Source organism: Quisquiliibacterium sp. (assembly GCF_982640115.1).
The window spans coordinates 1-14,981 of record NZ_CEXFHW010000095.1 but is presented as its reverse complement, the minus strand read 5'-3'; the positions used below and the strand labels follow the sequence as shown (position 1 = coordinate 14,981).

Genomic DNA, 14,981 nt, shown 5'->3' with positions numbered 1-14,981 from the left:
GTCTGCGCCGATGCCGCGCCGGCCAGACACATCAGCGTGCCGAGAATCCCGGCGCGCGTCCATCGACGGATGACTGGACTGCCCATGTCACGATCCCTGGGAGGAAACCGGCGCACTGTACCGCGGGAGCCCATGCCGCGACACCGTGCGGGCTCGCTGACGACGATGACCAATGGGTAGACTGCACCAATGACCGCTTCCTCGACCGATTCCGACCTCACCCTGCGGCTGGTCCGCGACGTGCCGATCAGCCCGGCGCAATGCTTCGCGGGCTGGACGGTGCCGGAGCTGCTCATGCCCTGGTTCTGCCCGCGCCCCTGGCGGGTGGTGGCCTGCACCCTTGACCCCAGACCGGGCGGCGCCTTCTGCACCACCATGCAATCCCCGGAAGGCGAGACGCAGCCCGAGGGTGTCGGCTGCTATCTCGCGGTGGAAGCGCCCCATCGGCTGGTGTGGACCAACCTGCTCGGGCCGGGCTACAAGCCGCAGGCCATCAGCCATCCCGGCTTCGGCTTGGTCTGCGAGCTGCGCTTCGATCCTCTCCCCGACGGCGGCACGCGCTATCAGGCTCAGGTGCACCATGTGGACGCCGCGGGCCGCGACGCCCACGCGGCCATGGGGTTCGAGCAGGGCTGGGCTGCTGCGCTGGAACAGCTGGTGGCCATGGTGCAGCAAGCCGCGGCGGCTTGAACCGCGGATGCCCACTGCCCGACGGCAAGCCACCGCGGGCATGGGACGCGCCCTTGGCAGTGACGGAGGAAAAAAAGCCCAACCGGTGAGGGTTGGGCTTTTTGGGAAGTGGTGGAGCGGAGGAGGATCGAACTCCCGACCTTCGCATTGCGAACGCGACGCTCTCCCAGCTGAGCTACCGCCCCGAAGCCCATGAGGATAGCACAGGTCAGCGAGCCGCACGACGCTGCTCGGCTGGCGACGCGGGCACAGTCCCTGGCCCCGGCCGCCGCGGTTTGACGCCCCGCCTCGCCGCTGGAATGCTCTGGCCAAGCCCGTTCCCGCCGCTCGCCCTCCCCGCTTCCTGCCGCTTGCCCCTCCCGCGCGGCGCCATCCCGCCAGGACCCCGCCATGCCGGACTTGACCGAAGACTTCTGCAACCGCGAGTACAACAACCGCGCGATGATCCCCGACTTTGCCGACTACCTGGTGCGGTGGTCGGCCCAGGCCGCGCAGGCCCGCGCCGCGCATGCGCACCTCGCCGGGCTGCGCTACGGCAGCCACGAGAAGGAGACCCTCGATCTTTTCCCCGCGGCCGGCGGCCACAGCCCGCTGATGGTGTTCATCCACGGCGGCTACTGGCGCAGCCTCGACAAGGACGACTTCTCCTGGGTGGCGCCCGCCTTCCTTGCGCGGGGCATCAGCGTGGCGGTGCTCAACTACGCGCTGGCCCCGGCGGTGAGCCTCGAGACCATCACCCGCCAGGTGCTGCGGGCGCTGGAATGGCTCTACCGCCATGCCGGCAGCCACGGCATCGACCCGGCGCGGATCGTCGTGAGCGGTCATTCCGCCGGCGGCCATCTCTGCGCCATGAGCCTGGCCGCCCTGTGGCCAGCCTGGGATCCGGATCTGCCCGCCGACCTGGTCAAGGGCGGCGTGGCGGTCAGCGGGCTCTACGACCTGGAGCCGATCCGACTGGCGAGCTTCCTGAATGTCGACCTGAAGCTCGACGCGCGCAGCGTGGCCCGGCTCTCGCCGGCCTGGATGCCGCCGGCCTCGCGCGCGCCGCTGATCACCGCGGTGGGCGGCCTGGAGAGCAGCGAGTTCAAGCGTCAGAACGCGCTGCTGGGCGCGCGCTGGCGGGCCAACCTGCGCGCCGATGTGCCCATGCCGGGCTGTCATCACCTGTCGGTGATCGAGGGCCTGGCCACGCCGGGCAATCCGCTGTTCGAGGCCAGCGCGGCGCTTTGCCTGGGCGCCTGAGGGTCACACGCCCTCAGCCGATGCCCTCACGGGCCGGCGACAGCGCTGCGGCCTGCACACCGTGCGCCAGCAGCGCCTCGGGCACCGGCCGACCGAGCGCGAGGGCTGCGCACAGCTGCCCCATGGCCGCGCAGGTCTGGATGCCGTAGCCGCCCTGTGCCGCCACCCAGAGAAAGCCCGGCGCATCGGCACGCGCGCCGGCCACCAGTTCGCCGTCGGCCACGAAGGAGCGCAGGCCCGCCCAGACCCGGGCAGGACGGCGGATGGCGAGCGTGGTGGCCTGCTCGAGCCGGTCGATCGCCAGCGCGATGTCGAGTTCCTCGGCCTGCACATCCTGCGGCGGCACCGGGTCGGCATTGGCCGGCGAGGCGAGCAGCTGGCCGGCGTCGGGCTTGAAGTACCAGCTCTCGTCGAGATCGGTGACCATCGGCCAGGCGGCGCAATCCAGGCCCGGCGGCGGGGCGAACACGAAGGCCGATCGCCGGCAGGGCTGCAAGCCGATCGGCGACAGACCGGCCAGCATGCCAATGCGATCCGCCCAGGCTCCCGCGGCATTGAGCACCCGACGCGCGCGCCATTGACGGCCATCGGCCACCCGCACCCGCCAGCCTTCGCCCTCGCGTGAGATGCCCGTCACCTCGGCCCGGCACTTCAGCTCACCGCCGGCGCGGCGCAGCCCGCGCAGGAAACCCTGGTGCAGGCCGTGCACATCGATGTCACAGGAACCCGGCTCGTGGATGGCAAAGCCGGTGCGCTGCGGCCTCAGCACGCTCACCGCGGCCAGCGCCTGCTCGGGGCGCCACCAGTCCACCGCACCCTGCGCGGCCAGTTCCCGGTGGAGCGCGGCAAGCGCCTCGTCCTGGCCGGGCCGCCCCACGATCAGGGTGCCGCGCGGGCTGAGCACCGGCTGATCGCAGAACCCTGCCGGCGGGTGCATGAGGAAGTCCCGGCTCGCCCGCGAGAGCGCCCGTACCTGCGCCGGCCCGTAGGTCTCGGAGAACAGCGCCGCCGAGCGGCCGGTGCTGTGGTAGCCGGGCTGGTCTTCTCGCTCGAGCACCCGGGTGCGGCCATGGGGCGCCAGCCACCAGGCCACGGACGCGCCGGCGATGCCGGCGCCGATCACCAGAAAATCCACATCGGTCATCGGTATCCCCTGCCCGGGCCCCGCCCGTCAGCGCGACGGCGGACCCGGAAAAGAAAAAAGGCGCGCATTGCTGCGCGCCTCGAAAAGGGCAGTCTCGCTGCCTCTCCTCCTCCTCCTCGAATCCGGGTGAGCGAGCTTGCCGTCACCGATTGGCCGCGATCCTAACCGGTCTCGCGGTATTCGTCCATGAAATTTCGATTCCCGAAATGACAACCATTGATCCGCCGGTCAGCGTGCCCGATCGGCCCAGACCAGCATCCCGAGCCCCAGCGCCAGAGCGAAGAGGCTGGGCATGCCGGTGGCCAGCCATGGTGGCCAGGTGTTGAGCAGACCGAGATGGGAGAACAGACCGTTCATGAAATGGAACGCCACACCCAGCATGATCCCGGCGAAGACGCGCAGACCGATGCCCCCGGCGCGCACCTGCAGGTAGGCGAAGGGCAGCGCCAGCACCAGCATCACGATCACCGCCAGCGGATAAAGCAGCTTCTTCCAGAGCGCGATCTGATAAAGATCGCTGCGCTGCTGGTTGTCCTCGAGGTGGCGGATGTACTGGAACAGGGCCAGCGCCGACATCCGCTCCGGCATGAGGGCCAGCACCCCGAGGAGCTCGGGGCTGAGCTCGCTCTCCCAGACCATGTCCGCAGCCGTGCTTCTTACCGCCCGCAGCGCGGCGATCTCGCCGGCGGCCTGCACCGGCTGGAAGCGGGTCAGGGTCACCTGCTGCAGCCGCCAGCGACCCGGCGCCTCGAAGCGCGCGCCAGCGGCATCGATCAGGGCCAGCAGGCGGAACTGATCGTCGAATTCGAAGACATGCACCGCCCGCAGGCTGGTGTCGGCGCGCATCTCGGCGATGTTCACGAAGCGCTGCCGGGTGACCTGCCCCGCCTCGTCGCGCAGGGTGTCTTTCACCCACAGGCCTGAACGCAGCTCGGCCCCGGCACCCGCCCCCGTGCCGGCCGACAGCGCCGAGAAGCGGATCTGGCGAGCCAGCCGGTCTGCTGGCGGCGCGGCCAGTTCACCCACCAGCGCCGTCACCAGCGCAAAGCCCCCGCCTACCGTGACCACCGCGGCCAGCGCCCGGCGTCGGCCCAGACCTGCGGCGCGCATGGCGGTGAATTCCGAGCTCGCGGCAAACTGGGCCAGCGCATAGATCGCGCCGATCAGCGCGGCCACGGGCATGAGCTCGTAGATGCGGCTGGGCAGGCCAAGCAGCACCACCGCCACCGCGTGCTGAAGCTGGTAGACGCCGCGCCCGAGATCGTCGAGTTCGTTGACAAAGTCAAAGAATGCGAACAGGCCCAGGAAGCCGGCGAGCACGAACACCACCGCGCCGGTGATCGCCCGGGCCAGATAGCGGCGGATCAGGATCATGCCGCGCGCTCAGGCACCGGCCCGCGCGCCGCCGGCAGGCGCGCGCCGCAGCCGGGGCAGGCGCCAGGCCGAGAGTGCGGTGCGGCGCCAGAGCAGGAAAGCCGCCAGCGCCAGCACCACCGCATGCACCAGCCAGACCGCCACCGCGAAGCGCGCCTTGCCCTGGGCCACCCAGACCTGCGACAGCGAGATCAGGTTGCTGTAGAGCAGGTAGGCCAGCAGGGCCACCACCAGATTGACCGACCGCCCCACCCGCGGATTGAACGAGGACAGCGGGATGGCCATCAGCGCCAGCAGGGCCGCCGAGCAGGGCAGGCCGATGCGCCAGACCAGTTCGCCCAGGTGCGAGGCGGTGGGGTCGGCAAGCAGCGCGAGCGTGGTCTTGGCCTTGGCCGCGGTGTGCGGTGCCGGCGCCGGTGCAGGGTCGATGCGCAGGCCGTAGCGCTCGAATTCCATCACCCGGAAAGTGGGGTCGCCGCTGGCGCCATCGTAGCGACGGCCCTTGTCGAGCACCAGGAAGCGCTGGCCGTCGGGCTGGGTGGTCACCTCGCCGCCAGCCGAGACCACCACCGTGAGCCGCTCACCGCTGCGCTGGGTGACGAAGACATTGCGCACCACCCGCTCGTCCTCGGAGAGCGCCTCCACGAAGAAGACCCGCGAGCCCGAGGCCGATTCGCGGAACTGCCCGGCCGAGACCCGCGAAACGTCCTGGCGCTGGTCGAATCGCTGCTGGTACTCGTCCATCTGCCGGTTCGCCCAGGGCGCCAGCGAGAACGAGAGCAGGCCCACCACCACCACGAATGGCGCGGCGAACGCGAGCACCGGCGCGATGAAGTGGCGCAGGCTGCGGCCGCTGGCAAACCAGATCACCATCTCGTTGTCGCGGTAGGCGCGGGTCAGCGCCATGAGCACCGCGATGTACACGGTGAGCACCAGCAGCACCGGCAGGAAGTTGATCGCCGCGAACACCAGCAGCGGCAGGATCCCGGCCGAGTCCACACGACCACCCGCCGCCCGACCCAGGGTGCGGATCAGGGTGGTGGTGAGCATGATGGTGAACAGCGTGGCGAAGACCACGCCGGCCAGGTTGGTCAGGTCCCGGCGCAGGGATTTCTTGAAGAGCATCGCGAAGCGCCGGGTGCAGGCCGATATAATCGGCCGTTATTCCGAGGGACAGGTGCTGCCATGCAATTCAGTATAAAGAGTTCGGCCGTCGAGGCCCTGCGCACGGCCTGCGTGCTGGTGCCGGTGAGTCATGGCAGCAACCTCAGCGCCGGCGGCAAGGCGCTCGATGAAGCCATGGGCGGTGCACTGAGCGCTGCGCTCGCCCGTGGCGACCTGCAGCACAAGGCCGGCGCCACCCTGCTGGTGTACGGCGACGCCCGCAAGGCGGCGCGCGCGGTGCTGGTGGCCACCGGCGATGAGGCCGAGTGCAGCGAGCGCGCCTTCACCGAGGCCGTGCGCGCGGGCCTGCGCCAGACCGGCGCCCTGGCCTGCGACGACGCCGTCTCGCTGCTGCATGAGGCCGGTGTCAAGGGCAAGGATCTCGCCTGGAAGCTGCGCCAGCAGGTCGCGGTCGGTCGCGACCTCGCCTACCGCTTCGATCGCCTGAAATCGCGCAAGGAGACCCAGCCGGTGCGCCCCGGCCGGGTGCACCTGCTGGTGGCCCGCGCCGACAGCTCGCCCGCCCAGACGGCGGTGGCGCGCGCGGTGGCCCTGGCCAATGGCACCGACCTGGCCCGAGACCTCGGCAACCTGCCCGGCAACATCTGCACGCCAGCCTACCTGGCCGACGCCGCGCGCAAGCTCGGCACCGAGTTCAAGCTCAAGGTGCAGGTGCTCGAGCGCAAGCAGATGGAGGCGCTCAAGATGGGCTCGCTGCTGTCGGTGGCCCGCGGCTCCGAAGAGCCGCCCAAGCTCGTCGTGCTGCAGTACAACGGCGGCCCGGCCCGCCAGGCCCCGGTGGCCCTGATCGGCAAGGGCATCACCTTCGACACCGGCGGCATCTCGCTCAAGCCCGCCGCCGAGATGGACGAGATGAAGTTCGACATGTGCGGCGCGGCCTCGGTGCTGGGCACGCTGCGCGCGGTGGCCGAGATGAAGCTGCCCATCAATGTCGTCGGCCTCATCGCGGCCAGCGAGAACATGCCCTCGGGCAAGGCCACCAAGCCGGGCGATGTGGTCACGAGCATGTCGGGCCAGACCATCGAGATCCTGAACACCGACGCCGAGGGACGGCTGGTGCTGGCCGACGCCCTCACCTACGCCGAGCGATTCAAGCCGCAGGCCGTGGTCGACATCGCCACCCTCACCGGCGCCTGCGTGATCGCCCTGGGCAATCACCGCAGCGGTCTGTTCAGCCCCTCCGACAGCCTGGCCGACGCGCTGCTGACGGCCGGCCGCGAATCCGGCGACCCCTGCTGGCGCATGCCGCTCGACGAGGAATACGGCGAGGCCCTGAAGAGCAACTTCGCCGACATGGCCAATGTCGGCGGGCGCGCCGGCGGCTCGATCACCGCCGCCTGCTTCCTCGCGCGCTTCGCGCGGCAGTTCGACTGGGCGCACCTCGACATCGCCGGCACCGCCTGGCGCTCCGGCGCCCAGAAGGGCTCCAGCGGCCGGCCGGTGCCCCTGCTCACGCAGTTCCTGATCGATCGGGCCACGCCGGCCTGAGGCCCGCGCCGGGATGACCCGCGTCGACTTCCACTTCAACGCCCCCGACAAGCTGCACTACGGCTGCCGGCTGCTGCGCAAGATCCACCGGGCCGGCCAGCGCGCGGTGGTCTATGCGCCCCCGGTGGAGATCGCCGCCCTCGACACCGGGCTGTGGACGCTCTCGCCGCTGGACTTCATCCCGCATGTGGCGGCCACCGATCCGCTCGCGGCGGTCACGCCCATCCTGCTGTGCAGCGAGCCGGTCGACACCCCGCATCACGAGGTGCTGGTCAACCTCGCGCCGCAGACCCCCTCGTTCTTCAGCCGCTTCGAGCGCGTGATCGAGGTGGTCTCCCAGCGCGACGAGGACCGGGCCGCGGCCCGCGAGCGCTGGCGCTTCTACAAGGAGCGGGGCTATCCGCTGGCCAGCTTCGACCTGGCCGGCGCCGAAGGCACGGCATGAGCGGCCGCGCCGATGCGGCCGGGTCCGATGATCCGTTCCAGAACGACGACAGCATCCCGCTGCTGACCGAGGTGGTGCCGCTGCGGCGGCCGGGCGAGCCGGATCCGAGACACGCGCTCGGCGAGTCGGGCCCGGCTCGCCAATCCGACGTTGCGGCGCCTGACGCCGCGCCTTCCACGGGGCCCTTCACTGCGGCAGCCGCCAGCGCCACCCCAGCCGCCGTCGCCCCGGCCAACGCCGCAACCATTGCCGGCCTGAGCCAGGCCGACTGGGACGCGCTCGCCGAGCGCATCGAGCGCGGGGTCACCGCTCGCATGCTGGCGCAGGCCGGCCCCATGCTCGAGAACTCGCTGCAGACGCTGGTAGCGCCCCTGATCGAACAGGCCGCGGTGCAGATCGCCCACGACCTGCATGATGTCTTCTCGCACCTGGTGCAGGACCTGGTCGCGCGCGCCGTGGCCGAAGAGCTCGCGCTGTTGCAGGCCCGCGAAGACGAGCCCGCCCCTCCCGAATCCCACTGAACCGACGCACCGCCATGAATGCACCCGCCGACCAGGGCTCGCTCGCCCGCAGCTTCGAGCCCGGCGACATCGAAGATCGCTGGTACCGCGCCTGGGAAGCCCGCGGCCTGTTCGCTGCCGGCCGGCAACCCGGCGCGCCGGCCTTCAGCATCCAGCTGCCCCCGCCCAATGTCACCGGCACCCTGCATATGGGGCATGCCTTCAACCAGACGCTGATGGACGCGCTCACCCGCCACCATCGCATGCGCGGCGACAACACCCTGTGGCTGCCCGGCACCGACCATGCCGGCATCGCCACCCAGATCGTGGTCGAGCGTCAGCTCGAGGCTGCCGGCGGCAGCCGCCATGCCCTCGGGCGCGAGGCCTTCATCGAGCGGGTCTGGGCCTGGAAGCAGGAGTCGGGTTCGACCATCACCCGGCAGATGCGGCGCATGGGCGCCTCCACCGACTGGTCGCTCGAGTACTTCACCATGGACCCCACGCTCTCCGAGGTGGTCCGCGAGGTGTTCGTCGGCCTGTACCGGCAGGGCCTCATCTACCGCGGCAAGCGCCTGGTCAACTGGGATCCGAAGCTGCTCACCGCGGTGTCCGACCTCGAGGTGGTGAGCGAAGAGGAACAAGGCCACCTCTGGGAGATCCGCTACCCGCTTGCCGACGGCAGCGGTCACCTCACCGTGGCCACCACCCGGCCCGAGACGCTGCTGGGCGACACCGCGGTGATGGTCCACCCCGAAGACGAACGCTATCGGCACCTGGTGGGCAGCCGCGTGCGCCTGCCGCTCACCGGCGCGGGCGATGACCTCGCCGCCGGCTGGCGCGAGATTCCGGTGATTGCCGACGCCCATGTCGATCGCGAGTTCGGCACCGGCGTGGTCAAGGTGACCCCGGCCCACGACTTCAACGACTACGCGGTGGGACAGCGCCACGGCCTGCCGATGATCAGCGTGTTCACGCTCGATGCACGGCTCAATGATGCCGCGCCGCCGCGCTACCGCGGCCTTGACCGTGACGAGGCGCGCCGACGCATCGTGGCCGATCTCGACAGCCTCGGGCTGCTCGGGGCCACCCGCCCCCACACGCTGATGATGCGCCGCGGCGATCGCACCGGCGCGATCATCGAGCCGATGCTCACCGACCAGTGGTTCGTGGCCATGAGCAAGCCCGCCCCCGAGGGCACGCCGCTGAACGGTCGCAGCATCGCGCAGCGCTCGCTCGAGGTGGTGGCCGACGGCTCGGTGAGCTTCGTGCCGGCGAACTGGCGCGCCACCTACGACCACTGGCTCGAGAACATCCAGGACTGGTGCATCTCGCGCCAGCTCTGGTGGGGCCATCAGATACCGGCCTGGTACAAGGCCGATGCGCAGGGCGCGCCGATGCACGATGGCACGGTGTTCGTGGCCCGCTCCGAGGCCGAGGCCCACGCGCAGGCGCAGGCTGCCGGCTGGCAGGGCCCGCTGGTGCGCGACCCCGATGTGCTCGACACCTGGTTCTCGTCGGCGCTGGTGCCCTTCTCCACCCTGGTCGATCCGGCCGAACCCTTCCGCGAGGGCGCGCCGAACCTGCGGCCCGAGATGGCGCAGTACCTGCCCTCGTCGGTGCTGGTCACCGGCTTCGACATCATCTTCTTCTGGGTGGCGCGCATGGTCATGATGACCGTGGCCTTCACCGATCGGGTGCCGTTCCGCGAGGTCTATGTGCACGCGCTGGTGCGCGACGCCGAAGGCCAGAAGATGTCCAAGAGCAAGGGCAACACGCTCGACCCGATCGATCTGATCGATGGCATCGATCTGGACACCCTGCTGGCCAAGCGCACCACCGGGCTGATGAACCCGAAGCAGGCCGAGAGCATCGCCAGGCGCACCCGCCGCGAGTACCCCAACGGCATCCCGGCCTTCGGTGCCGATGCGCTGCGCTTCACCTTCGCCGCGCTGGCCACGCCCGGGCGCAACATCAACTTCGACCTGAACCGCTGCGAGGGCTACCGCAACTTCTGCAACAAGCTGTGGAATGCCACCCGCTTCGTGCTCATGCACTGCGAAGGCCAGGACAACGGATTCGCACCGCACACCGCCGAGCAGTGCGTGCCCGGCGGCTATCTGCACTTCAGCCTGCTCGATCGCTGGCTGACCAGCACGCTGCAGCAGGTCGAGATCGACATCGGCCGCCACTTTGCCGAGTACCGCTTCGACCTCGCCGCGCGCGCGCTCTACGAGTTCGTCTGGAACGAGTACTGCGACTGGTATCTCGAGCTCGCCAAGGTGCAGCTCGCCGGCGAAGACCCGGCCTCGCAGCGCGCCACCCGGCGCACCCTGCTGCGCACCCTCGAGGCCGTGCTGCGCCTGGCCCATCCGCTCATGCCCTTCATCACCGAGGCGCTCTGGCAGAAGGTCGCGCCGCTCGCCATGCGTTACGGCGAAGGCGGCCGGCAGACGCTGGACGGTGCCGAGCTGAGTGCCGCCATGGCCGAGGAGCGCTTCAGCATCGTCACCCAGCCCTGGCCCGAGGGCGATGCCAGTCGCATCGACCCGGCCTCGCTCGCCTGGGTGGCGAACCTGAAATCGCTGATCGATGCCTGCCGGGCCCTGCGCGGCGAAATGGGCATCGCGCCCTCGCAGAAGCTGCCGCTGGTGGCGGCCGGCGACGCGGCCCTGCTGCGCTCCTGCGCGCCCTATCTGCGCTCGCTGGCGCGCCTGGAGGCGGTGCGGGTGGTCGAGCAGTTGCCCGACTCGCCGGCGCCGGTGCAGATCGTGGGCGAGAACCGGCTGATGCTCGAGGTGGCGATCGACCTGGCGGCCGAGCGCGAGCGCCTGGGCAAGGAAGTGGCGCGGGTGCAGGCCGAAGCCGCGCGGGCACGCGCCAAGCTGGAAAATGCGAGCTTTGTGGAGCGCGCCCCGCCCGCAGTGGTGGCGCAGGAGCGCGAGCGTCTGGCAGGGTTCGAAGCACTGCTGCAACGGCTGAACGAACAGCTCGCGCGGCTGGGCTGAGGCACGCCCCGGGGGGCCTGCCGCTCGCCCTGCGGCCCGAGCCTTCGCAGCGCCATCCGGGAGGAGTCCTCATGAGAGTCCGCAGACTCGCGACCGCGACGATGGTCGTGGTGACGACCGCCGTGGTGGTCATGTTCGCGGCCATGCCGGCAACGGCTCAGGAATCGATCGTCAAGTCCGAGGAGCTCATCCGTCTCCAGGATATCCCGCTCTCGATGCCGGTGAGCTTCGATCGGGCGTACCAGCCCGAGCAGTTGGACTACCTCGCCTGGATCGCAACCCGCGGCCTCGACCCGACGAGCAGCTCATGGACCCCACGCCACCGCGCGTGGGCGCTCTACCGCGCGAACCTGCGCTACAGCATCGAGCAGTCGCTGCGGCAGCGCTGGACCAGCGCCGCCGGGATGATCCGGAGCATCTCGCAGAATCCCGACACCGCGCTCGCCCGGTTCTATGCTGATGCCCTTTCCGCCCAGGAACTCGACGAGGCGCTCGCCTTCCATCGCAGCCCGGCGGGACGGGCATTCCTGGCCTACCAGCGCGAGCTCAAGCGGGTGTACTACGCCGGCCTGCTCGAACTCGAGCGCATTGGTCTCGATCCCGAGTACGGCGGGGCCGACGCTACGCTCGCCGACCGGCGGCAGACCTGGGTCCAGAGCAAGGGCATCCTGCTCGATGCCGAACCGGCGAACTACGCGTTCCATCTGAAATCCGCCCGCGCGCTGATGCCCTGGCTGGATGCGGAACGGCTGGTCTTTGCCCTGCTGGCCGGAGCGCCGCCGGGCACCGAGGCCTTCCAGCTCCTGGACAGGCGCATCGCGCAGGCCGATCGTGAGACGGTGGCCCGCTATCTCGGCTCACCCGCCGCCGAGAAGGAAAAGAACGCCCGCATGGCGTGGCTTGAAACCCTCGCCCGATCACGCGACCTCCTGCCCCTCGCGGTGCATGACATTCGCGCGGTGACCGATGTGGTGCAGCGCTGGCAGAAGATCCGCGCCGATCCGCGCTCGCTGCCGCGCTCGATCGCCGAGCTGGGACCGGCGACGGTCAGCGTGCCGAAGGAATACGCGACGACGGACCTGCGAGAACCCGATGCCATCGCGGGCGTGAAAGCCTGCGTGCCGAACGCCAGCGATGGCACGGCCGCCGCTCTCGTCGAGCGGGCCCGCAGCGCGCCGCCGAACACGATCCAGACGCTGTCACAGCCGGGCAGCAGTCTCTTCATGGCCCGCCAGCGCACCGGGGCCTGTATCCCCACCACCCCGCCCGGCTACCCCATCCCGGCGGTCAACGCCTTCGTCGGGACGGTGCGCGTGGTGGGCATGGACACGGCGCAGGAACGCGCCTGGCGGACCGCGATTGCGCAGGAAATCGCCGCCTTCGGCGCGAGTGACTCGCTGGTGGTCATGCGCAACGGCAACGCCTTCGAGGTGACCTATGCCGTGAATGTGCAGGCGCCGTACGCACTCGTCTATTCCCGCCGCTTCCTCCAGAAGGGCACCTATGACGCGAAGCGCTACCGCATCGTGCAGCGGGGCGAGCAGTACAGCTCCATCACCGTGGCTCAGCGGGGCTCGGGAGACGAGGTGCGCTTCGAGAAGCCGCTCTACTCCACCGCGGAGGAAGTGACCCGCGAGGACGAGCGTCGCGCAAGCGATGCGAAGTCCCTGGGGGAACGGCTCGAGACCGAGCTGGCGGCCGAGCGGCGCGCCCGCGAGGCGAAGTCCGCTCCCTGAGGGGCCACCGCCCGTGCCCCCGGGCGGCCTGCCGACCATCGCTGCTGGCCGCCGGCTCGCCCTGGCCACGCGGCACGGGTAGGATTCCTCCTACGAGGACCTTCCGGTTCAGGAAGGCCCCGATCCCCGAGGAGGAGACCATCATGCAAACCCCCTGGCGAGCCATCCGGCTCGCATCCCTGGCGGCCGTGGCCGTCGTCCTGGCGGCCTGCGGGTCGGACAAGGACACCGATCGCGGCACGCTGGCAAGCAGCACCCAGACCGCCGCCGTGCCCAAGGCCACCATCGACGCCACCGTGGCCGCCGTGCCGGGCCTGGTCAACCTGATCGGCGGCGCCGCCAAGTGCGATGTCTCGTTCAATCGGATCGTTTACGGCACCCGCGATCCGGCCAACCAGCAGGTCTCGGCGAGCGGCGGGGTGCTGATTCCCTCGGGCACCGGCTGCACCGGCCCCTACCCCATCGTGGTCTACCACCACGGCACCACCGTCATCAAGGCCGACACCATGTCGAGCCCCACCAACGGTGAGGCGCAGCTCATGATGCTGATGTTCGCCGCCCAGGGCTATGTGGTGGTGATGCCCGACTACCTCGGCTACTCGGGCTCCACGCTGAGCTACACGCCCTACCTGAACGCCGACAACACCGCGGTGGTGAGCATCGACGCCCTGCGCGCGGGTCGCCGGCTCCTCGCCGACAAGGGCCTGGCCCACAACGGCAAGCTGTTCCTGAGCGGTTACTCGCAGGGCGGTCATGCCGCGATGGCCACGCAGCGCGCGCTCGAGCGCGACCATCCGTTCGAGCTGCCGGTGACCGCCTCATCGCCGCTCGCCGGCCCGTACGCGCTCGCCAAGACCGTGCTCGACGGGCTCGACGCCCCGGTGGCCGGCGCCAGCATCTTCACGCCCATGCTGCTCATCGGCGCCCAGAAGGCCTATGGCGATGTCTACACCGCCGCCTCGGATGTCTTCCAGGCGCCCTGGGTCAATGGCATCGAGACCCTGCTGCCGGGCACGCTCAGCTTCGAGCAGCTGATCCTGCAGGGCAAGCTGCCACCCACGCTCACAGGCGCGGGCGGCCTGCTCACCGACAGCTTCGTCACCCGCTACAAGGCCGATGCCAACTTCGGGGCACGCAAGCGCGTGGCGCAGAACGACCTGCTGAACTTCAAGCCGCAGGCGCCCACCCAGCTCTGCCAGGGCTCGCGTGACCCCACCGTGCCGGTGGCGAACATGACCTCGGCGGTGAGCTACTTCGCCAGCCAGGGCGTGACCGTGACCGCGGTGGATGTCGAGCAGGTGCCCACGCTGAAGCCGGTGATCGACATGCAGGTGGCGGCGGCCGGTGGCCTGAGCACCTACCACGGCAGCATCATCCCGCCGTTGTGCGCCTCGGTGGCCAAGGCCTTCTTCGACCCGCGCAAGTAGGCGGTGGCAGACGCCGCGCCTGACCCGGGCGCGGCGCTCCCGGAAAGATGGGGCCTCAGCCCACGCTGGTGTAGCCGCCGTCCACCGGCATCACGGTGCCGGTCATGTAGCGCGCGGCATCCGAACACAGGAACAGGATCGGATCGGCGATCTCGGCGGTGTCCGCCCAGCGACCCACCGGCACCCGCGACAGGATGGCCGCCGAGCGCACCGGGTCTTCACGGGCGCCGCGCGACAGCTGCGTGATCACCCAGCCCGGCGCCACGGCGTTCACCCGGATGCCATCGGCCGCATAGGCGCAGGCCAGCGACATGGTGAGGTTGCGCACCGCGCCCTTGGAGGCCGAGTAGGCCGGCTGACGCGGGCCGCCGAAGAAGGACATCACCGAGCCGATGAACACGATGGCGCCCCGGCTGCGGGCCAGCAGCGGGCGGGCGGCCGCGCTCACCCGCATGCCGCCGGAAACATTCACATCGAGCACCTGGTCGAAGACATCGGGGTCGTGCTCGGCATCGCGGCGGATGACCCCGGCGCTGTTGATCACGAAGTCGAGCCGATCGAGCCCGCCCACGAGGGCATCGACTGCCGATCGGTCGGTGACATCGAGCTGACGCAGGGTGATGCCGGCAAAGGCCGGGTCGGCCGCCGCGGCGCCGATCTCGGCCTCGGTGAGGCCGCAGGCGATGACCGTTGCGCCGGCCTTCGCGAAGGCCTGGCTCACCGCCGCGCCGATCCCCGATACGCC

General features: G+C 70.3%; 12 protein-coding genes and 1 tRNA gene. 8 read left to right on the top strand and 5 right to left on the bottom strand.

What is annotated here, in order from left to right:
- Positions 1–189 precede the first annotated feature (189 nt).
- Complete coding sequence (locus tag AC2H6A_RS11820) at positions 190–690, top strand: SRPBCC domain-containing protein (protein WP_484273760.1); 501 nt, start codon at positions 190–192, stop codon at positions 688–690.
- 109 nt (positions 691–799) lie between these two features.
- Here AC2H6A_RS11820 and AC2H6A_RS11815 read toward each other — a convergent pair.
- Positions 800–875: transfer RNA gene (locus tag AC2H6A_RS11815), tRNA-Ala, on the bottom strand.
- A 205-nt stretch (positions 876–1,080) separates the two neighbouring features.
- Here AC2H6A_RS11815 and AC2H6A_RS11810 point away from each other — a divergent pair.
- On the top strand, positions 1,081–1,932 hold the full coding sequence (locus tag AC2H6A_RS11810) for an alpha/beta hydrolase (RefSeq protein WP_484273758.1): 852 nt from the start codon (positions 1,081–1,083) through the stop codon (positions 1,930–1,932).
- A 13-nt stretch (positions 1,933–1,945) separates the two neighbouring features.
- On the opposite strand, the gene AC2H6A_RS11805 is transcribed toward AC2H6A_RS11810, so the two are convergent.
- The 3 genes from AC2H6A_RS11805 to lptF all read right to left on the bottom strand — a co-directional run bounded on the left by AC2H6A_RS11805 (position 1,946) and on the right by lptF (position 5,575).
- On the bottom strand, positions 1,946–3,076 hold the full coding sequence (locus tag AC2H6A_RS11805; protein WP_484273756.1) for an NAD(P)/FAD-dependent oxidoreductase: 1,131 nt from the start codon (positions 3,074–3,076) through the stop codon (positions 1,946–1,948).
- Positions 3,077–3,304: 228 nt separating this feature from the next.
- A complete protein-coding gene (gene lptG, locus AC2H6A_RS11800) occupies positions 3,305–4,450 on the bottom strand; it encodes an LPS export ABC transporter permease LptG (RefSeq protein ID WP_484273754.1) in 1,146 nt (381 codons plus the stop codon).
- Positions 4,451–4,459: 9 nt separating this feature from the next.
- A complete protein-coding gene (lptF, locus tag AC2H6A_RS11795; RefSeq protein WP_484273752.1) occupies positions 4,460–5,575 on the bottom strand; it encodes an LPS export ABC transporter permease LptF in 1,116 nt (371 codons plus the stop codon).
- A 60-nt stretch (positions 5,576–5,635) separates the two neighbouring features.
- Between lptF and AC2H6A_RS11790 the strand changes: the two genes are divergently transcribed.
- The 6 genes from AC2H6A_RS11790 (at position 5,636) to AC2H6A_RS11765 (ending at position 14,236) form a co-directional block, all read left to right on the top strand.
- A complete protein-coding gene (locus tag AC2H6A_RS11790) occupies positions 5,636–7,123 on the top strand; it encodes a leucyl aminopeptidase (protein ID WP_484273750.1) in 1,488 nt (495 codons plus the stop codon).
- A gap of 13 nt (positions 7,124–7,136) precedes the next feature.
- On the top strand, positions 7,137–7,568 hold the full coding sequence (locus AC2H6A_RS11785) for a DNA polymerase III subunit chi (RefSeq protein ID WP_484273748.1): 432 nt from the start codon (positions 7,137–7,139) through the stop codon (positions 7,566–7,568).
- A complete protein-coding gene (locus AC2H6A_RS11780; protein WP_484273746.1) occupies positions 7,565–8,089 on the top strand; it encodes a hypothetical protein in 525 nt (174 codons plus the stop codon). Before AC2H6A_RS11785 ends, AC2H6A_RS11780 begins: the two co-directional genes overlap by 4 nt.
- A 14-nt stretch (positions 8,090–8,103) precedes the next feature.
- Positions 8,104–11,073 (top strand): valine--tRNA ligase, encoded by a 2,970-nt coding sequence (locus AC2H6A_RS11775; RefSeq protein WP_484273744.1) that lies wholly within the window; start codon positions 8,104–8,106, stop codon positions 11,071–11,073.
- A 71-nt stretch (positions 11,074–11,144) separates the two neighbouring features.
- On the top strand, positions 11,145–12,809 hold the full coding sequence (locus AC2H6A_RS11770) for a DUF2059 domain-containing protein (protein ID WP_484273742.1): 1,665 nt from the start codon (positions 11,145–11,147) through the stop codon (positions 12,807–12,809).
- A gap of 143 nt (positions 12,810–12,952) precedes the next feature.
- Positions 12,953–14,236, top strand: coding sequence for an alpha/beta hydrolase family protein (locus AC2H6A_RS11765; protein WP_484273740.1), 1,284 nt, complete (start codon positions 12,953–12,955; stop codon positions 14,234–14,236).
- A 55-nt stretch (positions 14,237–14,291) separates the two neighbouring features.
- Here the strand turns inward: AC2H6A_RS11765 and AC2H6A_RS11760 are convergent.
- Positions 14,292–14,981: SDR family NAD(P)-dependent oxidoreductase (locus AC2H6A_RS11760; protein ID WP_484273738.1), on the bottom strand; the 690-nt coding region annotated here is incomplete at its 5' end.